The sequence below is a fragment of the Streptomyces sp. NPDC088730 genome (assembly GCF_044751215.1).
Taxonomy (GTDB): Bacteria; Actinomycetota; Actinomycetes; order Streptomycetales; family Streptomycetaceae; genus Streptomyces.
The window spans coordinates 1-18659 of sequence record NZ_JBIVLK010000026.1; the positions used below are offsets into that span (position 1 = coordinate 1).

17 protein-coding genes are annotated in these 18659 nt (G+C 72.2%); 6 read left to right on the forward strand and 11 right to left on the reverse strand.

The window, feature by feature from the left end; all coding sequences use genetic code 11:
• Positions 1-161: 161 nt before the first annotated feature.
• The 3 genes from ACIP89_RS36330 to ACIP89_RS36340 all read right to left on the reverse strand — a co-directional run bounded on the left by ACIP89_RS36330 (position 162) and on the right by ACIP89_RS36340 (position 3778).
• Positions 162-1088: an endo-beta-N-acetylglucosaminidase H gene (locus tag ACIP89_RS36330; RefSeq protein ID WP_402118732.1), complete on the reverse strand. Its 927-nt coding sequence runs from the start codon at positions 1086-1088 to the stop codon at positions 162-164.
• Between the two features lie 168 nt (positions 1089-1256).
• A complete protein-coding gene (locus tag ACIP89_RS36335; protein ID WP_402118772.1) occupies positions 1257-2357 on the reverse strand; it encodes a P1 family peptidase in 1101 nt (366 codons plus the stop codon).
• A 116-nt stretch (positions 2358-2473) separates the two neighbouring features.
• Complete coding sequence (locus ACIP89_RS36340) at positions 2474-3778, reverse strand: multidrug effflux MFS transporter (protein WP_402118734.1); 1305 nt, start codon at positions 3776-3778, stop codon at positions 2474-2476.
• A 45-nt stretch (positions 3779-3823) separates the two neighbouring features.
• Between ACIP89_RS36340 and ACIP89_RS36345 the strand changes: the two genes are divergently transcribed.
• Complete coding sequence (locus tag ACIP89_RS36345) at positions 3824-4375, forward strand: MarR family winged helix-turn-helix transcriptional regulator (protein WP_401933648.1); 552 nt, start codon at positions 3824-3826, stop codon at positions 4373-4375.
• 32 nt (positions 4376-4407) lie between these two features.
• On the opposite strand, the gene mnhG is transcribed toward ACIP89_RS36345, so the two are convergent.
• Genes mnhG through ACIP89_RS36375 form a run of 6 tightly spaced genes read right to left on the reverse strand, consistent with a single transcriptional unit; the run spans position 4408 to position 10951 of the window.
• A complete protein-coding gene (gene mnhG / locus ACIP89_RS36350; RefSeq protein WP_401929421.1) occupies positions 4408-4761 on the reverse strand; it encodes a monovalent cation/H(+) antiporter subunit G in 354 nt (117 codons plus the stop codon).
• Entirely contained in the window at positions 4758-5093 is a 336-nt protein-coding gene (locus ACIP89_RS36355) for a monovalent cation/H+ antiporter complex subunit F (RefSeq protein WP_401929422.1), read from the reverse strand. Before ACIP89_RS36355 ends, mnhG begins: the two co-directional genes overlap by 4 nt.
• Positions 5090-5734, reverse strand: a complete 645-nt coding sequence (locus ACIP89_RS36360) for a Na+/H+ antiporter subunit E (RefSeq protein ID WP_401929423.1) — start codon at positions 5732-5734, stop codon at positions 5090-5092. Before ACIP89_RS36360 ends, ACIP89_RS36355 begins: the two co-directional genes overlap by 4 nt.
• Positions 5731-7383: a Na+/H+ antiporter subunit D gene (locus tag ACIP89_RS36365; protein WP_402118737.1), complete on the reverse strand. Its 1653-nt coding sequence runs from the start codon at positions 7381-7383 to the stop codon at positions 5731-5733. The genes ACIP89_RS36360 and ACIP89_RS36365 overlap by 4 nt, the downstream gene beginning before the upstream one ends.
• Positions 7380-8042: a Na(+)/H(+) antiporter subunit C gene (locus ACIP89_RS36370; protein WP_401929426.1), complete on the reverse strand. Its 663-nt coding sequence runs from the start codon at positions 8040-8042 to the stop codon at positions 7380-7382. Before ACIP89_RS36370 ends, ACIP89_RS36365 begins: the two co-directional genes overlap by 4 nt.
• Entirely contained in the window at positions 8039-10951 is a 2913-nt protein-coding gene (locus tag ACIP89_RS36375; protein ID WP_402118739.1) for a Na+/H+ antiporter subunit A, read from the reverse strand. The genes ACIP89_RS36370 and ACIP89_RS36375 overlap by 4 nt, the downstream gene beginning before the upstream one ends.
• A 325-nt stretch (positions 10952-11276) precedes the next feature.
• On the opposite strand from ACIP89_RS36375, the gene ACIP89_RS36380 reads away from it, so the two are divergent.
• The 5 genes from ACIP89_RS36380 (at position 11277) to ACIP89_RS36400 (ending at position 16829) form a co-directional block, all read left to right on the forward strand.
• Entirely contained in the window at positions 11277-14225 is a 2949-nt protein-coding gene (locus tag ACIP89_RS36380) for a nitrate- and nitrite sensing domain-containing protein (protein WP_402118742.1), read from the forward strand.
• Complete coding sequence (locus ACIP89_RS36385) at positions 14222-14659, forward strand: roadblock/LC7 domain-containing protein (RefSeq protein WP_401929431.1); 438 nt, start codon at positions 14222-14224, stop codon at positions 14657-14659. The genes ACIP89_RS36380 and ACIP89_RS36385 overlap by 4 nt, the downstream gene beginning before the upstream one ends.
• On the forward strand, positions 14656-15057 hold the full coding sequence (locus ACIP89_RS36390; RefSeq protein ID WP_401929433.1) for a DUF742 domain-containing protein: 402 nt from the start codon (positions 14656-14658) through the stop codon (positions 15055-15057). The genes ACIP89_RS36385 and ACIP89_RS36390 overlap by 4 nt, the downstream gene beginning before the upstream one ends.
• A gap of 6 nt (positions 15058-15063) precedes the next feature.
• A complete protein-coding gene (locus tag ACIP89_RS36395) occupies positions 15064-15633 on the forward strand; it encodes a GTP-binding protein (RefSeq protein WP_401929435.1) in 570 nt (189 codons plus the stop codon).
• A 62-nt stretch (positions 15634-15695) separates the two neighbouring features.
• Complete coding sequence (locus ACIP89_RS36400) at positions 15696-16829, forward strand: FAD-dependent monooxygenase (protein WP_401929436.1); 1134 nt, start codon at positions 15696-15698, stop codon at positions 16827-16829.
• Between the two features lie 194 nt (positions 16830-17023).
• On the opposite strand, the gene ACIP89_RS36405 is transcribed toward ACIP89_RS36400, so the two are convergent.
• Positions 17024-17425: a RidA family protein gene (locus ACIP89_RS36405; RefSeq protein ID WP_401929438.1), complete on the reverse strand. Its 402-nt coding sequence runs from the start codon at positions 17423-17425 to the stop codon at positions 17024-17026.
• A complete protein-coding gene (locus ACIP89_RS36410) occupies positions 17422-18549 on the reverse strand; it encodes an acyl-CoA dehydrogenase family protein (protein ID WP_402118743.1) in 1128 nt (375 codons plus the stop codon). The genes ACIP89_RS36405 and ACIP89_RS36410 overlap by 4 nt, the downstream gene beginning before the upstream one ends.
• Positions 18550-18659: the final 110 nt, after the last annotated feature.

Genomic DNA, 18659 nt, shown 5'->3' on the forward strand with positions numbered 1-18659 from the left:
GGGCCGGGCCCGTGTCGGCGGGGGGTGGGGCGCGGCCCGGGGGAGGCCGCCCCGTCCGGGCGGGCCCCCCGGCAGCGCGGCGGGGGCCACGGCCGGTACGGGTCGCCTGCTTCGGGAGACCGCGGTCCCGAAGGGGTACGCGGGCAGGACGTCCGGTCGCCCTACGGCGTGTAGCGGGCGTCGCTGCCGTACAGCTCCCTGGTGAACGCGGAGACGTCGGCACTGCGGTCGGCGCCGTCGAGGTTGTACGTCAGGTAGACGCCGTACCCCTCACTGACGGTACGGCGGGCGAGGTCGGCGGCCGTGTTCTGCGGGGTACCGCCGATCTCGACCGCCGCCGGCGACAGCTTCGACTTGGGCAGCGCGATGCCGGGGACCTGCCAGCTGCCGTAGTACGGGTTCCAGGCGTAGTCGAACGCCGACGAGACGTCCACGCCGCCGTAGGTGAGCCGCGAGGCGGCCGGGCCGATGTTGTAGAGGCTGATGATCTTGTCCGGCATGTCCGTGCGCAGGGCCGTCACCAGCTGTACGAACGAGCTGTCGTTGGGCTGACCGGTGCCGTTGTTGCCGTAGTCGGCGTACTCGTCGTCGAAGTCGATGCCGTCGAGGCCGTACTCGGCCACGGTGTCCGACAGTTCCGTCGCGAAGGCCGAAGCCGCCTGCTGGTCGGGGAAGTTGGCGAAACCCGCGCCCTCGTGGTTGCCGAGCACCGAGAGGACGACCTTGATGCCCTTCTCCTGCAAGGGCCGTATCTCGGTGGCAGCGTTGTCGAGGACGCGTTGCACGTTCTCGTTGAAGTGCAGGTACGCCGCCTTCGTGCCGGTGTCGTAGTTGATGTTCGCGGCGAAGACCACGGCGACGTCGAAGACGTTGCCGCCGTCGGCGAGGGTGTACTTGCCGACGTTGAGCATGCTGTTGTTGTTCACCTCGACGTACGCCACCGAGGCCGGTCCCTGCTTGGCGGGAGCCGGAGCGGGAAGGGGCGCCGCCGCCGCGCCGGCCGTCGCGGTCGTACCGAAGGCGAGGGCCGCGACGGCCGAGAGCGCGAGCGCGGCGGTCCGTGCTCTGCTGCGTACCGGAGTGAGCATCGTTGATCGGTCTCCCCTCGCATGGGCCGGCGCCACGGACCTGTTCGGGAGCGCCGGACGGTCCCCCCGAGTCTTCCGCCCCCGTCACCGGGTCCCGGGAACCTCGCGCGAACTCTCACGACTCCCACGCACGCTCCACAGCAATCCGGCACCTGAGCCGGTGAGCCCTCAGGGCGCCGGCACCCCGCGGGCGGCCAGGAGTTCGGACAGCCTGTCCAGCGGCAGCGCCTCGACGTGGTGCCCCGCACGGCCGGTCATCGAGTGGGCACCGGTCAGCACATTGAGCACCGCCTCCTCCACCGACTCGACGACCGCGCCGTAGAAGGGGTCCATCCGGCCCCACGGCACGAACCGCATCGACTCGTACGGGGCGCTGTCGTCATCGGAGGGGAACGTGCTGTTCAGCGCGGACTCGTTGGCGGTGGAGAAGGCCAGGAAGATGTCCCCGGAGAAGTGGCTGCCGGTGGTGCCGGTACGGGCGAGGCCCAGGGTGACGCGTCGGGCCAGCGCCTTGCACTGCCCCGGCAGCAGGGGCGCGTCCGTCGCCACCACCACGATCACCGAGCCGGCGCCGGGCGGTACCTGGCGTACACCGTCCGGGGCCGGCCCGGGGCGGTCCGGCAGTTCGAGGCCCACCGGCACACCGGCCACCACGAGTTCGCGCCGGGCACCGAAGTTGGCCTGGACGAACGCGCCGACGGTGTAGCGGTCGTCCCCGTACTCCACCACGCGCGACGCGGTCCCGGAGCCGCCCTTGAAGCCGTAGCAGCGCATCCCCGTACCGCCTCCGACACAGCCCTCCGCGACCGGACCGGAAGCGGCCGCGTCGATGGCGGCCGCCGCGTGGCGGGACCGCACCGCCGTGCCGTGGATGTCGTTGAGGTGACCGTCCCAGGTCTCGGTGACCACGGGCAGCAGCCATTCCGGTGCCATACCGCCGCAGTTGGCGCGCACCCACTCGACCACGCCGCGGTGGACCGGGCCCACCGCGTAGGTGTTGGTGATGAGGACCGGCACGGCGAGGGAGCCGCTCTCCTCGATCCAGGCGGTGCCGGTCATCTCTCCGTTGCCGTTGAACGAGTGCCAGCCGGCCGCGCAGGGCAGCCCCACACCGTCCCGGCCGCGCGGCAGCAGCGCGGTGACTCCGGTACGCACGTCGTCGCCCTCGCAGAGGGTGACGTAGCCGACCTCGACACCCGGCACGTCCGTGATCGCGTTCCACCGGCCCGGTTCACCGCTCAGCGGGATGCCCGACTCCCGTGCCCTCATACGGTTCTCGTCCACGGACTTCCCCTCACGCCGTCGTCAGTGATGCGCGCAGAGGATACTCGGCCGGGGCCGGCGGCAGCGGATTCCCCGCCGGTGGGCGTTCCGCGGTGCCGCTGTCAGCGGCTGTCCCCGGAAGCGACCTCGCCGTGTCCCAGCCACGGCCGGGCGAGCAGGACCAGGGCGAGGCCCGCCAGGGCCAGCGCGGTGAGCAGGATGACGGCCATGGGCGTCGCGCTGTCCTCGCCGAGGACGCCGACGAGCGGCGAGGCGAGCGCGCCGAACAGGAACTGGAGGCCGCCGAGCAGTGCCGAGGCCGCGCCGGGGGCCGCCCGTCCCAGGGTCTGGCCGATGCTCATGGTGGCCGGGAAGACCAGACCGATGCCGGCCATGGTGACGAAGAGACAGCTCCAGGTGGCCGCCAGGCTCTCGCCCGCCAGGGCCGGGACCACGAGCAGGGCCACCGCGCCGACGCCTGAGACCAGGAGCCCGGCGATCAGCAGCGTGTTCATCCGGACCCGGCGGGAGAGCCGTGCGAACGTGGCTCCGGCGATGAGCATGCCCACCGCGTTCGAAGCGAAGATCAGCGAGTACACCGTGGCCGAGACGCCGTGCACGTTCTCGAAGACGAAGCTGGAGCCGCTGATGTAGGCGAACAGCGCCGCAGAGGTGAAGCCGAGCACCAGCACGTACCCCATGAAGGCCCGGTGGGTGAGCAGGCCTCCCATCGTGCGCAGAGTGCCGCCGAGGCCTCCGCCGTGCCTGCGCCCGGGGGGCAGGGTCTCGGGGACCTTGCCGAACACCGCGGCCAGGAGCAGTGCGCCGATCACGGCGAGGACGACGAACACCGCGCGCCAGGTCGACAGCGACAGGACGGCGCCGCCGATGACCGGGGCGGCGATCGGGGCGATGCCGATGATCTGGGAGAGCAGCGCGAAGTAGCGCGGGACGTCCGCGCCCCGGAAGCAGTCGGTGATCACCGCTCGGGCCAGCACCATCCCGGCCGCGCCCGCGACGCCCTGGAGGAAGCGGGCGGCGGTGAGCAGTTCCACGTTCGGCGCGACGGCGCAGAGCAGCGACAGGAGGACGAAGCCCGCGACCCCGGACAGCAGGAGCCGGCGCCTGCCCCATCCGTCGCTCAGCGGGCCGATCACGAGCTGGCCCACCACCAGACCGGCCAGGAACGCGGTCAGGGTGAGCTGGACGGCCGAGCTGCTCGCGTGCAGCGCGGCCCCCATGGAGGGGAAGCCGGGCACGTACATGTCGGTGGCCAGCGGGGCCACGGCGGTGAGCGCCCCGAGGACCGCGACCAGGGCGGAGACCTGCTTGGGCGAGACCGGCGGACCGGACGCGGGCTGGGACGCGGACTGGGACCCGGCAGCAGAGGACGCCGCCTCGTCGGAGGCGGGGAAGGGCGATAGCATGAGAGAAAGGTAACCGATGGTTCACTGGTTAACAAAGGAGTGCTGGTGCAGTCCCATCCCGATGGTGTCCGCGATCAATGGGTCGGCCACAACCCCGGCCTGGACGTCTCCGCCATGGAGGTCGTGGCGCTGGTCAAGCAGGTGTCCGGACTGTTCGACCGTGCGCTCGAACCGCTCTACGAGGGCGCCCCGCTCACCGCACCGGAGGCGGACCTGCTCATTCCGTTGCGCTGGGCCACCGAACCGGCCATCGCCCGCCGGCTGGCCGACAACATGGGGATGTCGCGGGCCGGGGTCAGCAAGACGCTGGCCAAGCTGGAGAAGCGCGGCCACATCGAACGCACCCAGAACCCCGCCGACCGGCGCGCCGCGCTCGTGACCATCACGGAGTCGGGCAAGCAGGCCATCGACCAGCTCTTCCCGCGCCAGCTCAGCATCGAGGCACAGCTGCTGTCCGGCCTCGGCGAGGACCGGACGAAGGTGCTCGACGCGCTCGCGCTCCTCGCCGAGGTGATGGACGACGCGCTGGCCGACCGGGCACGCGGCCACGACACCGGCTTGGGCCTCTCCAACATCCGCGGTTCCAGGAAGACCTGATCCACCGGTCCGCACCGTCCGGTCCGGACCGGTCAGCTCTCCTGCGTCAGCTGCTCGTCCAGTTCGTCGAAGAGCAGCTCACCGTGGTCGATCTGACCGGTCCGGTAGGCGGAGCGCGCGACCAGGTGTGCGGCGACCGGGCCGGTCATCAGCTGGAAGAAGCCGATCAGCGCCAGGGTCGCCAGGTCCATGCCGCTGCGCAGCCGGAGCGCGACCCCGGCCAGCACGATCAGCATGCCGAGGGACTGCGGCTTGGTGGCCGCGTGGCTGCGGGAAAGGACGTCCGGCAGCTTGAGCATGCCGATCACGCCCAGCAGGCAGATGGCCGCGCCGAGGAAGACCAGCACCGCGCCGGCCGTGTCGGTGATCTGGAGCCAGACGCTCATGGTGTCTCCTCGTCCGGCCGCTCGGGACCGTCGTCGCGCGGCCGGGCAGGCGGCCGGTCGCGTACGGCGATGAAGCGCGCGATGCCGACCGAGCCGGTGAAGCCGAGGAAGGCCAGCACCAGCATGACCGGGAAGTAGAACGGGTCGCGGGCGAAGGCCGACTTGGCGCCCAGCCCGGCGATGATCAGGGCCGCGCAGACGTCCAGCGAGATCGCCCGGTCCAGCATGGAGGGGCCCCGCCAGATGCGGGTCAGCAGGCCCGCTCCGGCGATGACGATCACGACGACGGCCGCGATGAGCAGCCCACGGTCCACGGCTTCCGGAACGCTCACGCGTCCTCCCCCCGGTCTTCCGGCCGCTCGCCGGTGTGCGGTGCCGTCGGTGGCGGGCCCGAGACGCGGGCGATCTCGTCGCGGGTGCCGAAGGCCCGGACCGTCAGCTCCTCCATGCGCCATACCGAGCGCCGGGCCGCGTCCAGTTCGGCGGGCCGGTCCGCGTCCAGGACGTGCAGGAAGACGGTGGCCGTGGCGCGGCGCACCTCGACGACGGAGCCGCCGGGCACGTTGGACATCGCGACGGCGGTCGCCGTGAGCATCAGGTCCGAGCGGCAGCGCAGTGGTACGGCGATCACGGCGGCCCGGTGCGGACGGCCGGCGAAGATCTGCCGGGTGACCTTCACACCGGAGGTGTACATGTCGTAGAGCAGGAAGCCGGCCAGCCGCAGGATGCCCCAGGGGTGCAGCCGGAGCCCGAGGTCGACCTGCGGGAGCGGGAAGGCCAGGCAGACCGCGACCGCGACCACCACTCCGGTCAGCACGTTGGCCCAGTGCAGGCTGGACCAGAGCAGCACCCAGATGACGGTGAGCCAGGCGAGCAGCGGCAGGTCGAGCACGCGCCGGCGGCGGCCTCGGAACTCGCAGCTGAACGGCGGCAGGTCCTTGTTCCGGTAGGAGAATCTGATGAGTCGTCTCACCGTCCGAGCACCGCCTCGATATAGGGGGAACGTGCCAGCAGTTCGGCGGCGGAGCGGTCAGTGTACGAGGTCAGCGGACCGGCGAACACGGTGAAGGCGAGCCCGAGCGCGACCGTCGCCGCGGTGGCCAAGGTCATCGGTTTCGGCAGCTTCTTCGTCGTGGTGACGGCGTGGCCGTGCAGGGTGGCCGCCACCGCCCGCCCGGCCGGCTGGTGGCGGATCCGTACCCCTTCGTCGCCGGTGCCGGGCATCCGGTCCGGGCCCTCGTCGGCGTCGCTGTCGTCCTCCTCGTCGGACTCCAGGACCGTGCCGTCCAGCGCCTGCCCGGGGGGCGCGGCCCGCCAGAACGCCAGGTTCCACACCTTCGCCATCACGTACAGCGTGAGCAGGCTGGTCGCCGTCGAGCCGATGACGAGGATCCAGGCCCAGACACCGCCGTCGGCGACACCGGCGCGCATGAGTCCGAGTTTGCCGATGAATCCGGACAGCGGCGGGATTCCGGCCAGGTTCATCGCGGGTACGAAGAAGAGGACGGCCAGCAGCGGCGCGGCCTTGGCGATGCCGCCGAGCCGGGTGAGTTCGGTGGTGCCGCCGCGCCGTTCGATCAGCCCCGCCACCAGGAACAGCGTGGTCTGCACGGTGATGTGGTGGACGACGTAGACGATCGCACCGCCGTACGCCTGCCGGGTGGCGAGGCCGATGCCGAAGATCATGTAGCCGATGTGGCTGATCAGGGTGAAGGAGAGCAGCCGCTTCAGGTCGGTCTGGGCGACGGCCCCCAGGATGCCGACGGCCATCGAGGCGAGGGCCGCCGCCATCAGCAGGTCTCCGAGCCGGTTGCCGGGGAAGAGCAGGGTCTCGGTACGCAGCATGCAGTAGACGCCGACCTTGGTGAGCAGTCCGGCGAAGACGGCGGTGACCGGGGCGGGGGCGGTCGGGTAGGAGTCGGGGAGCCAGGCGGCGAGCGGGAAGACGGCGGCCTTGATGGCGAAGACGGTCAGCAGCATCGCCTGGATCAGGGTCTGGACACCCAGCGGGAGGGCGGCCAGACGCCCGGCCAGCTGGGCGAAGTTGGCGGTTCCGGTGGCCGCGTACGTCATCGCGATGGCGGTGAGGAAGAGCATCGAGGAGAACAGCGAGATGATCACGTAGGTGGAGCCCGCGCGGACCCGGGGGCCGGTGCCGCCGAGCGTGAGCAGCACGAAGCTGGCGACCAGCATGATCTCGAAGCCGACGTAGAGGTTGACCAGGTCGCCGGCGAGGAAGGTGCAGGAGACCCCGGCGACCAGGATCAGGTAGGCGGGGTGGAAGACCGCCACGGGTGTCTCCTCGTCCCGGTCGGCCATGCCCTGGCCGAGGGAGTAGACGAGGACGCAGAGGGTGACGGCGGAGGAGACCGTCAGCATCAGCCCGGAGAGCCGGTCCGCGACCAGCGTGATGCCGAGCGGCGGCGCGAAGTCGCCCAGGTGCACGGTGAGCGGCCCTTCGATGTCCGCGTCGATCATCAGGGTGACGGAGAGGCCCAGTACGGCGGTGAGCACGGCGACGCTGATGAAGCGCTGGAACTGCTTGAGCCGGGTGCCGAAGGCGAGGCTCAGTCCGGTGGCGCAGAGCGGCAGCAGCACCGGCAGCGGGACGAGTGCGTTCACCCGGTGTCTCCTCGGTTCGGTTCGTCGGGCCGGTTCGGGCCGTCGGGGGCGGGGGCGCCGGGCGGGTTGCCGGGGGCGGGGCCTTCGCCGTCGGCCGTGGCCGCGTAGTGCTCCGGATCCGCGCCCAGGACGTCGTGCCACAGATCGCCGGACGCGTCCCGGCCGCGGGCCTGGAGGGCCCGGTCGGCGCGCAGCCTGGCTCTCAGCCGGCGGCGCTCCGCGCGGTAGCGGCGGCGCTCCTCGTCGGTGCGGACGGACTCCGCCCGGTAGCGCTCGCGCAGTTCGTCGCGCTCCCCCAGTACCTCGGCACGCAGCACGATGCGCCGGTCCTCCAGGTCGTCGTGGACCTCGTCCGTACCGGTCAGCTGGTGGCTGCGGTAGGCCATGGCCAGGAGGAACGCGGTGGTGGCGAGCGTGATGACGATGGCGGTGAGGGCGATGGCCTGGGGCAGTGGATCGGTGACCTTGGCCAACGCGACGCCGTAGAGCAGGGGTTCGCGGCCGGCCGTTCCGGTGGCGGACAGCACGAGCAGGTTGATGCCGTTGCCCGCGATGACCGCGCCCAGCAGGATCCGGGTGAGCGGCCGGGTGAGCATGAGGGCGCCGCCGACCGCGCACAGGACCGCGGCGGTCGCGAGGAGCGAGGCGCTGACGGTCATCCCGCGCCTCCCGTCCCGGACGCCGGTCCGGCCGCTCGGGCCGCCGCCTCCTGGGCGGCGGCCCGCTCGATCTGCCGGTCGACCTTCGCGCCGAGGGCCCGGACGATGTCCAGCACCACGCCCAGCACCAGGAGATAGACACCGAAGTCGAAGACCACCGGCGTACCGAAGTGGTAGGCGCCGATCAGCGGCAGGTGTCCGTCATACGTCCAGGCGTGCAGGACCGTGCCGTCGGCGAGGCCCAGCAGGGCGACCCCGGTGGAGAGGAAGAGGCCGAGGCCGGTGAAGAGTCCCGGCTGCAGCGGGGCGGCCTCGGCCAGTTCGAAGCGGCCGCCCGCCAGGTAGCGGACGATCAGGGCGACTCCGGCGACCAGTCCGGCGACGAAGCCGCCGCCCGGCATGTTCTCCGCACAGAACAGCAGATACACCGAGAGCACCAGGATCGGGTGGAACAGCAGCCGGGCCACCACCTCGAAGACGACGGAGCGGTGCTCGGGCGCGAGCGTGGCGCCGGCCGCCAGCCAGCCGCGCTCCGGCGCCCCCTCGTCGCCGTGCGGCAGCCCCGACAGCCGGGGCGCGCTCACCGACCAGGCGGTGTGCCCCTCCCGCTCCGGGGGCGCCGCGGCCCCCTCGGCCCGGCGGTGCAGATAGATCAGGCTCGTCACACCGATCGCGGCGGCGGCGAGCACGGCGGACTCCCCCATCGTGTCCCAGGCCCGCAGGTCGACCAGGATGGTGGCCACCACGTCCTTGAGGCCGTGGTGGGCGGTCTCCTCGACCATGGCGGCGCCCGCCGGACTCGCGGTGCGCGCGGCCGCCGCGACCCAGACGGCCACGCTCAGGGTGGCGGCCGCGGCCAGTGCCACCGGGATGCGCACGGCACGGCGCCAGCTGCTGACCGACTCCTGGAAGTGCACCGGCATCCGGCGCAGCACCAGTACGAACACGATCATGGAGACGGTCTCCACGCAGAACTGCGTGAGCGCCAGGTCCGGCCCGCCCTGGACGACGAAGAGCAACGCGGTCCCGTACCCGGTGAGTCCGGCGAGCACCACGGCCTTCATGCGGCGTCTGACGGTGAGGCAGAGCAGGGCCGCCGCGCAGGTCAGCACGGCGACCGCGCCTTGCAGCGGTGCGTCCCAGAGCCGGGGCGCGGCGGCCCCCCGCCAGGGGCGGTCCACGCCGAGCACGGCCAGCTGCCCGCCGAGCATCACGAGCAGCGTGGTGGCGAGGTAGACGGAGAGCGAGCCGCGCTGGACGAAGCCGGTGATCTGGAGGGAGAGCCGCTCCAGGCCGAGCAGCAGGTACCCGAAGACGTTGTCGGCGGTCGGCCAGGCGATCCGCCGGGAGAGCCGGGTGACCTCGCCGCGCCACGCGAAGAGCGCGGCGCCGCCCACGACGGCGACGGCGGAGAGCAGCAGCGCGGTGCCGAACCCGTGCCAGAGCGCGAGGTGGTAGGGGTGCACGGGGGCCGGGAAGGTGTCCGCGTAGGCGCTCAGCAGGCGGTCGGTCCACCCGACTCCGGGGCCGAGCACCAGTCCGCAGGCGGCGAGCAGTGCGGGCGGGGCGAGGAAGAACGGGCCGACCCGGTGGACCGGGGTGTCGGTGACCCCCGGCTTGCGCAGGAAGGCGCCCCAGACGAACCGGACGGTGTACGCGACGGTCAGCATCGACCCGGCGACGGCGATGCCCAGCGCCCAGCGGTCCGCGGTGTCGCCGTGCAGCAGCGCTTCGAAGGCCGCCTCCTTCGCGGCGAAGCCCAGCAGCGGGGGCAGCGCGGCCATGGACGCGGCGGCGATCACGGCGACGGCGCAGACGTGCGGCAGCGCCCGTCCGACGCCGGAGAGTCTGCGCAGGTCCCGGGTGCCGGCCGCGTGGTCGACGATGCCGGTGACGAGGAACAGCGGCGCCTTGAACAGGGCGTGGCCGAGGATCATGACGGCGGCGGCCAGTGCCGCGTCACGGTTGCCGATCCCGGCGAGCAGGGTGAGGAAGCCGAGCTGGCTGACGGTGCCGTAGGCGAGGACGAGCTTGAGGTCGTTGAGCCGCAGCGCCCGCCAGCCGCCGAGCAGCATGGTCGCGGCGCCGAGGACCATCACGACGGGCCGCCACACGGGGACATCGGCGAATCCGGGTGCCAGTCGGGCGACCAGGTAGACACCGGCCTTGACCATGGCGGCGGCGTGCAGGTAGGCGCTGACCGGGGTGGGCGCGGCCATGGCGTTGGGGAGCCAGAGGCTGAACGGCCAGATCGCGGACTTGGAGAGCGCTCCGCACAGGATCAGCACCACGGCCACCGAGACGGCGACGCTCGTGCGGGGCGGGTCCGCGAGGATCGCGGAGATCCGGTAGGTGTCCGCCGCCTGACCGATGATCAGGAAGCCGACCAGCATGGCGAGGCCGCCGAAGGTGGTGACGGTGAGCGCCTGGAGCGCGGATCTGCGGCTGTGCCGGTGCTCGCTGTTGTAGCCGATCAGCAGGTAGGAGAAGACCGTCGTCAGCTCCCAGAACACGTAGAGCGAGATCAGGTCGTCGGCCAGCACGAGGGCGAGCATCGCCCCGGCGAAGGCGAGCAGGTTCCCGGCGAATCCGGCCAGTTGCGGAGTGCCGTCGGTGAAGTACGAGGCGCAGTAGAGCAGGACGAGCGTGCCGACACCGGCCGCGAGCAGCACCATCAGTTCGGCCAGCGCGTCGAGGCGCAGGCCGAGGACGACGTCGTAGTCCGGGATCCAGTGCCACGACCAGGTGACCGAGGCGCCGGAGGCGGTGGTGTCCCACTGGGCGAGGGCCCAGCAGGTGGTGGCGGCCGGCGGCAGGGCCAGTACCACGAACGCGCGCGTGCCCAGTCGCCGGACCAGCGGGTGGGCGCACGCGGCCAGGACGAAGTGGCAGACGATGAGCGCGGTCATACGGCTCCGCGGGTCGGTCCGCCGCAGGGTGTTGCGGAACGGGCAAAGGGCACTAAATACAGATATATCCCCGGACCGGCTTCACCCGTACGGCGCGCCGCGCCCACCCGTGCGCACTCAGATCGGCCGCAGGCTCCGCGCGCAGATGGTGACCATGTGATTGTTCGGTGTTGCACATGTGAGGCCGCTTACTTTTCATTTTTACAGTGTGGCTAATATCTGTCTGTCGAAGTTCTAAACGGATTTGACCAGTCGTGAGGCTGGCATCATCGCCAAGGAGCATGCCCTGCGCACGCGCGCGTCTCGGCGGAGCGACTCGACCACCATGTCGCTGCGGACAGCCCTGCTCGTACTGGCCATCGTCCCCGGTGTCGCACTGGCCGCCCTCTGGGCCGTCACCAGTGGTCAGACTCTGCTCGACTTCCAGACCCAGGCAGCCCAGGGGCAGTTGGCCCAGAAGGCCGGCCAGCCGTCCAACATCGTGTACTACAACCTGCAGGAGGAGCGTCGGCTGAGCGCCGAGGCTCTGGCCCGCCGCGGAGGAGCCACCGACGCGCTGAGCAAGCAGCGCAAGCTGACCGACGAAGCGATCACCAGCTTCCAGTCCCTCTCCGACATCGACACCGGCGACGCGCCCCGCGAGGTGCGCGACGCGGTCGCCCAGGCTCGCCAGTCGATCACCCAACTCCCCGCCCAGCGGACCCTCGTCGACGAGGGCGACGGTGACCAGCAGAAGGCCGTGTACCGCTACTACACGGATCTGATCACCGTCGACCTGCAGCTGTTCACCGCGCTCAGCCATGTGGACAACGGAAAGATCACCACGCTCTCGCAGCCGCTGGTCGACCTGTTCTGGGGCAAGGAGATGATCTCCCGGACGGACGCCCTGCTGGCCCGTGGCTGGCCCGACGGCAAGCTCAGCACGGCCGAGCTCCAGGAGGTCCGGCAGTCCGTCTCCGCCCAGCAGTTCCAGTACTCCTCCAAGGTCGCCCCCTACCTTCCGCCGGACGAGAAGGCGATGTGGGACGAGATCGCCGCCGGGCCCGCCTGGAAGACCAAGACCCAGGTGGAGACGCAGGTGCTGCGCCCCGCCGATCCGGACAGTGCCGGATACGTCGGCCTCGGCGCCAAGGAGCAGACCTGGCGCGGCGCGATGGACGAGCTGACGCCCCAGCTGAAGAAGCTGATGGAGCACCGCACCGCGATGGTGGTGGAGAACGGCAAGGACAGCGTCATCTCGCTGCTGATCAGGGTCGTCCTGACGACCGTGGTCGGTCTCCTCGCGGTCATCGCGGTCATCTGGTTCACCTGGCGGCTCACCCGTAACCTGCGCCGCCGGATCGGCGGGCTCCAGGAGCGCGCCGAGGAGCTGGAGCGAACGCTGCCCGATGTGGTCGACCGTCTCTCCAAGGGCGAGCGCATCGACGTCGAGGCCGAGGCCCGCGCCATCACGCCGGACAGCGGGAGCGGCAAGTCCGACGAGCTGACGCAGCTGGGCAACGCGCTCAACCTGGCCCGCACCAGCGCCGTGCAGGCGGCCGTCAAACAGGCCGACCAGCACCGCGGCTTCGAGCGGCTGCTGCAGCGCATCGCGCGCCGCACCCAGCAGTTGATCGGCCAGCAGCTGAAGAAGCTGGACGAGCTGGAGCGCAAGCACGAGGACCCCGAGGTGCTGGACGGCCTCTTCGACCTCGACCACCTCACCGCCCGGCTCCGCCGCTACGAGGAGAACCTGGTGATCCTCGCCGGCGGCTCCCCGCACCGGCGCTGGCGCAAGCCCGTCCCGCTGCTCGACGTCATGCGTTCCGCCCAGGGCGAGGTGCAGGACTACCGGCGCGTGGTGCTGGACCTGGACGGCGCCCCGTGGCTGACGGAGCGGGCCGTCGGTCCGGTCTCCCACGTACTCGCCGAACTGATCGAGAACGCCCTCAGCTTCTCCAGGCCGCCGAGCCCGGTCGAGGTCAGGGCCGCCCGGGTGAGCCGGGGACTGGCCATCGAGGTCGAGGACCGCGGCCTCGGCATGGACGAGGAGCAGCTGGCCCACGCCAACGAACTGATGAGCCGTCCGCCCAGGATGGACGTACTGGCGCACTCCGACGACATCCGGCTCGGCCTGTACGTGATCGCGCGCCTGGCCGACCAGCACGGCCTGCGGGTGGAGTTCCGCCCCTCGGCCTTCGGCGGCACCCGCGTCGTCGTGCTCGTCCCGGACGCGCTCACGGTCAACGAGCCGCGCACCGGCCCGGTGGGCGTACCGTCCCCCGAGGCCGCCCAGCCCCCCGCGCCCCCGGCCCCCGCCGCGACCGGCAACGCGGAGGCGCTGCCCAGCCGGGGCCGCGGCCAGGCCCTCGCCGGGGTCACCGCGCTGCACGCCTCCGGCGCACCGTTCGACGCGGCGGCCCCGTACAGCGTGGCGGCCGAGCCCTTCCCGGACCGGGACGGGCAGCAGCCGCGGCGCACGCCCGCCGGCGACCCGGCGGAAGGCGCTCCGGGCGGACCTGCCGACGGGATCGCGGACGCCCCGCCGGACGACCCGTTCAACAGCTCCTTCAACGCATCGCCGGACAGCGACTCCTTCAGCGGATCGTCCGACAGCCCGTTCGACAGATCGTCCGACGGACGTGAGCACCCGTACCCGCCGTACACCGCTCCCGCTCCCGCCCCCGGACCGTCTCCGTACGGTTCCGCCGGGCCGGTGTCCCCGTACGACGGCTCCCGCCAGGGCCCGTACGACCGGGCCGAGCAGCCGTACATGAAGGCCGAGGGCCAGTACCCCGTACCGCACCAGCCGTACCCGACGCCGGAGGAGCCGTACATGACTCCGCAGCAGCCGTACCCGGGCCCGTATCCCACGGGCGTCACCGGGGACCGGGACGTGTTCCCGGTCCCCGGCCCCCTGCGGCCGGACCCGGCCGCAGGGCATCCCGGACGGCTGCCGATGGCCGAGCCCGACCATCCGGCACCGCCGTCGTCCGCCACGGCCCCGGGCGACGGGACCGGCCGGCCCGCGCTGCCCGCCGCACCGGCCGCGGAACCCCCGTTGCCGCGCCGGGTACGGCAGGCCAGCCTCGCGGACGAGCTGCGGATCGACCCGTCCGCCGGGCCGACGCCGCGGAGCCGGGACGGGAACCCGGTCCGGCAGCCTGCGCCCCGAAGGGCCGGAGCCGCGATCGGGGCCTTCCAGCGCCGGTCCCGCGCCGCCCGCGCGACCGACGAGCCGCCGACGGATCCCGGCCCGCCCGCCCACCTCCCCACGAGAGAAGAACGGTCATGACACGCACAACTGCCACTCATCAGGACCTCGACTGGCTGCTCGACGGCCTCGTGGACTCGGTGGCCGAGACCCTCAACGCCGTACTGCTGTCCGACGACGGCCTGGTGGTGAGCCATTCACGCACCGTCGAGCGCGCGGACGCGGAGCGGCTGGCCGCCATCTGCACCGGCCAGCAGAGCCTGGCCCGGGGCGTGGGGCAGCTCTTCAACGGCGGCGGCGTGCACCAGGTGATCGTCGAGCTGTCGGACCTGTGGCTCTTCATCATCTCGGCCGCCCAGGGCACGCACCTGGCCGTCGTCGCCTCCCAGGAGGTGGACGCCGAGATCATGTCGCTGGCCATGCACAACCTCGTCCAGCAGGTCGGCCAGAAGCTCAGCACTCCGGTGCGCGGTGAGTTCAACGCCTTCGGCAGCGGGGACGGGCCGCACGCGTGACCCCGCACTGGGAGGACGAGGAGGAGGACGGAGCGGGCACCATGGTGCGCCCGTACACCATCACCCGTGGCCGGACCGCTCCCGAGCGGGACGACTTCACCCTCATCACCGTGCTGACGACCGCACACGACCCGCGGGACGAACACGGCGCGGTGGCCCGGCCCGGCCGGCTCCAGCCCGAGCACCGGATGATCCTGGAGCGCTGCCTGCGTCCCGCGGCGGTCGCCGAGGTGTCGGCCGACCTCAACCTCCCGGTCTCGGTGACCAAGATCCTGCTGGCGGACCTGGTGTCGCACGGCCTGTTGCTCGCCCGCGCCCCGCTCTCGGTGGCACGGGCGGCCGGCGGTGCGGACATGGGCGTGCTGGCCGCTGTTCGCGACGGACTCCGGAGACTCTGAGTAAAGATGACAAGCAGTCAGGCGGCCCCGGCCGCCGTCAAGATACTGATCGCCGGCGGCTTCGGCGTCGGCAAGACCACCCTGGTGGGCGCCGTCAGTGAGGTCGCGCCCCTGCGTACCGAGGAGTTCCTGACCAAGGCCAGCATCGGCGTCGACGATCTGGCCGGTGTCGGCCAGAAGGACACGACCACCGTGGCACTGGACTTCGGCCGGATCACGGTCAGTCCCGAACTGGTCGTCTACCTCTTCGGCACACCGGGCCAGGAGCGCTTCTGGTTCATGTGGAACGACCTGGTGAACGGCGCGCTCGGTGGCGTCGTGATCGCCGACACCCGCCGGCTGGAGACCAGTTTCGCCTCGATCGACTTCTTCGAGAGCCGGGACATCCCGTTCGTGGTGGCGATCAACTGCTTCCACGGCCACAACACCCGCACCGCGGACGAGGTGCGGGCCGCGCTCGACCTCGATCCCCATGTCCCCCTGCTCGTCGGTGACGTGCGTGAACGAACGTTCGGCCGGGACGTGCTGCTGGCCCTGGTCGAACACCTGATGAGCCTGCCGGTCGCGGCCGGCTGACGCTCCCCCCGGCTCCGGCCGGACCCGCTGATTCCTGTTGACTCCCTCTCTGGAGACCCGATATGGCAACACCCCTGCGCGTCCTGGTACACGGCGGCGGCATCGGCGGGCTGACGCTCGCCACCGCCCTGGCCCGGCGCGGCCACATCGTCGAGGTCGTCGAGCTCCGCGACGAGCTCGACGCACTCGGCGTCGGCATCATCCAGCCGTCCAACGCGCTCCACGTCATGCGGGAGATCGGGGTGCTCGACGACTGCCTGAAGGCGGGCTTCGAGTGGGAGGTCCTGACCATCGCGGACCCGGCCGGGAACACCCTGGCGGAGATTCCGCAGCCCCGGATGGACGACGCGCCGTCCAACAACGGCATACCCCGCCCCGCGCTGGCGCAGGTGCTCGGCAACGCCGCCCAGGCGGCCGGCGCCACGATCCGCTTCGGCACCACCATCGCGGAGCTCACGGACGACGGCCAGGGCGTGGACGTCACCCTGTCCGACGGCGCGGCCGGCCGCTGGGACCTGGTCGTCGGCTTCGACGGCATCGGCTCGCCGCTGCGCACCCGGCTGTACGGCGACCGCTACGCCCCGCAGTACACGGGGTTCGCCAACTGGCGTGTCACCATGCCCCGTCAGGAGCGGGTGCGGGGTGTGGTGATGGGCACCGCGGGCCAGGCGGCCAAGGCACTGCTCACCCCGATCACCGAAGACCTGATGTACCTGGGCACGGTGTTCCCGGAGTCCGAGGACTTCCGGCCCGACCCGGAAAGGGCCCACGAGCAGCTCAAGGAGCGGCTGCCGATGTTCTCCGGCCCGGTCGCGGAGGCGCTCGCCTCGGTCACCGGACCCGAGGACGTGGTGTACTCGCGGATCTCCCAGGTGACCGTCGAGGAGCCGTGGCACGTCGGCCGGGTCGTGCTGGCCGGTGACGCCGCGCACGCGAGCACCCCGCACATCGCGCAGGGCGCGGCGATGGCCGTGGAGGACGCGCTGGTGCTCGCCCAGTCGCTGGACGCCACGCCGGACGTCGCGGCCGCGCTCGACGCCTGGGAGGAGCGCCGCCGTCCCCGTGCCATGTGGGTGCAGGCGATGTCGCGTGCCGTGCTCAAGCAGGAGACCGGCGGCGAGACGACGCCCGAGGAGGACGAGCTGCTGAAGGTCGGCATTCCGGGCGCGGCCCACGTGCTGGCGAAGCCGTACTGATTCCTGGGGCCCGTCGCCGAACTGCCGTCGTCGCCCGGAGCGCGGCAGTCGGCAGTCGGCAGTCGGCAGTCGGCAGTCGGCAGTTCGACGACAGCCCCACGACGCGGGGTCCGGACCGCGTGACCCGGTCAGGGCAGCACGGTTCGGACCGCGCGGCCCGGCCAGGGCAGCACGGTTCGGACCGCGTGACCCGGTCACGGCAGTACCGCTGTGCCGTCGATCTCGACGAGTGCCTGCTCGTCCCAGAGCCGCGCCGCCCCGATCACCGCCATCGCGGGGTAGTCGCGGCCGGCCAGCCGCCGCCAGATCCGGCCCAGTTCCGCGGCGTTCGCCCGGTAGTCGGCCACGTCGGTGGCGTACACCGTGACCCGGGCCAGGTCCGCCGGGGCGCCGCCCGCCGCTCGCAGGGCGGCGAGCAGGTTGGTGAGCGCCGCGGTGAACTGCTCGGGCAGGGTGGTCCCGACGATGTCGCCACGCTGGTCGAGCGCGGTCTGTCCGGCCAGGAAGACCAGTTGGCTCCCGGTGGCGGTGACCGCGTGCGAGAAGCCCGCGGGCGGCGAGAGTTCGGCGGGGTTGATGCGGTGGATCGGGCTCATGCGGACGGCTCCCGGTTCGCGTACAGCTCCTTGGCGATGATCGTGCGCTGCACCTCGCTGGCGCCCTCGTAGATCCGCGGGGCGCGGACCTCCCGGTAGAGGTGTTCGAGCAGGTGGCCGCGGCGCAGGGCGCGGGCGCCGTGCAGCTGGACGGCCGTGTCCACGACGTACTGCGCGGTCTCGGTCGCGAACAGCTTCGCCATGGCGGCACGGCGCGGGACGCCCGGCTCCCCCGCGTCGTACGCGGCGGCGGCCGCGTAGACCAGCAGCCGGGCGGCCTCGGTGCGGGTGGCCATCTCGGCGACCTGGTGGGAGACGGCCTGGAGGTCCGCGAGCGGGCCCCCGAACGCGGTGCGGGTCGCGGTGTGCTCCACGGTGGCGTCGAGCGCGGCCGCGGCCATGCCGACGGCGAAGGCTCCGACGCTCGGCCGGAACAGGTTGAGGGTGTTCATGGCGACCCGGAAGCCCCGGTCCGGCTCGCCCAGCACGTCGTCCCTGCCGACCGGTACGCCGTCGAAGCCGAGGGCCCCGATCGGGTGCGGCGAGAGCATGTCGAGGGGGGTGCCGGTCAGCCCCGGACGGTCGGCCGGGACCAGGAACGCGGTGACGCCGCGGGCTCCGGCGCCCTGCGTCGTACGGGCGAACACGGTGTAGAAGTCGGCCTCGGGCGCGTTCGAGATCCAGCACTTCTCGCCGGTCAGCCGCCAGCCGTCCGGCGCGGGCGCGGCGTCGAGCGCCAGGGCCGCCGCGTCGGAGCCCGCCCCCGGCTCGCTGAGCGCGAACGCGGCGACGGCGCGGCCCGCCCGGACCTCCGGCAGCCAGCGTTCCCGCTGGGCGGCCGTGCCCGCCTGGACCACGGGGCAGGCGCCGAGGCCCTGGAGCGCGAGCGCGGTCTCGGCCTCCGTGCAGCCCCGGGCGAGGGACTCACGCAACAGGCAGAGGTCCAGGGCGCCGGAGCCCAGCAGCCGGTCGAGCAGCCCCAGCTCACCGAGGGCGGCGACCAGCGGACGGTTCACCCGGCCGGGCCCGCCCTTCTCCGCGAGCGGGCGCAGCCGCCGCTCCGCGAGGGTGCGCAGTTCCTCGCACCAGGCGGCCTGGGCCGGATCGAGCGAGAATGCCGTCATACCGGCGCCTCTCTTGTCGGAGTCCCGTCGGAAGCTGTACGCGGTGCGGTTCTACCGGTGCCGCTCTCGCGCGGCGCCGTTCCTTACCCGGTGGCGTTCCTTCGTGCCTT

What these genes read in the sequence shown, in the direction of transcription:
- ACIP89_RS36330 (WP_402118732.1), bottom strand. Translation starts at nt 1,088, where the DNA reads ATGCTCACTCCGGTACGCAGCAGAGCACGGACCGCCGCGCTCGCGCTC.
- ACIP89_RS36335 (WP_402118772.1), bottom strand. Translation starts at nt 2,357, where the DNA reads ATGAGGGCACGGGAGTCGGGCATCCCGCTGAGCGGTGAACCGGGCCGG.
- ACIP89_RS36340 (WP_402118734.1), bottom strand. Translation starts at nt 3,778, where the DNA reads ATGCTATCGCCCTTCCCCGCCTCCGACGAGGCGGCGTCCTCTGCTGCC.
- mnhG (WP_401929421.1), bottom strand. Translation starts at nt 4,761, where the DNA reads ATGAGCGTCTGGCTCCAGATCACCGACACGGCCGGCGCGGTGCTGGTC.
- ACIP89_RS36370 (WP_401929426.1), bottom strand. Translation starts at nt 8,042, where the DNA reads ATGACCGTCAGCGCCTCGCTCCTCGCGACCGCCGCGGTCCTGTGCGCG.
- ACIP89_RS36375 (WP_402118739.1), bottom strand. Translation starts at nt 10,951, where the DNA reads ATGACCGCGCTCATCGTCTGCCACTTCGTCCTGGCCGCGTGCGCCCAC.
- ACIP89_RS36380 (WP_402118742.1), top strand. Translation starts at nt 11,277, where the DNA reads ATGTCGCTGCGGACAGCCCTGCTCGTACTGGCCATCGTCCCCGGTGTC.
- ACIP89_RS36385 (WP_401929431.1), top strand. Translation starts at nt 14,222, where the DNA reads ATGACACGCACAACTGCCACTCATCAGGACCTCGACTGGCTGCTCGAC.
- ACIP89_RS36395 (WP_401929435.1), top strand. Translation starts at nt 15,064, where the DNA reads ATGACAAGCAGTCAGGCGGCCCCGGCCGCCGTCAAGATACTGATCGCC.
- ACIP89_RS36400 (WP_401929436.1), top strand. Translation starts at nt 15,696, where the DNA reads ATGGCAACACCCCTGCGCGTCCTGGTACACGGCGGCGGCATCGGCGGG.
- ACIP89_RS36405 (WP_401929438.1), bottom strand. Translation starts at nt 17,425, where the DNA reads ATGAGCCCGATCCACCGCATCAACCCCGCCGAACTCTCGCCGCCCGCG.
- ACIP89_RS36410 (WP_402118743.1), bottom strand. Translation starts at nt 18,549, where the DNA reads ATGACGGCATTCTCGCTCGATCCGGCCCAGGCCGCCTGGTGCGAGGAA.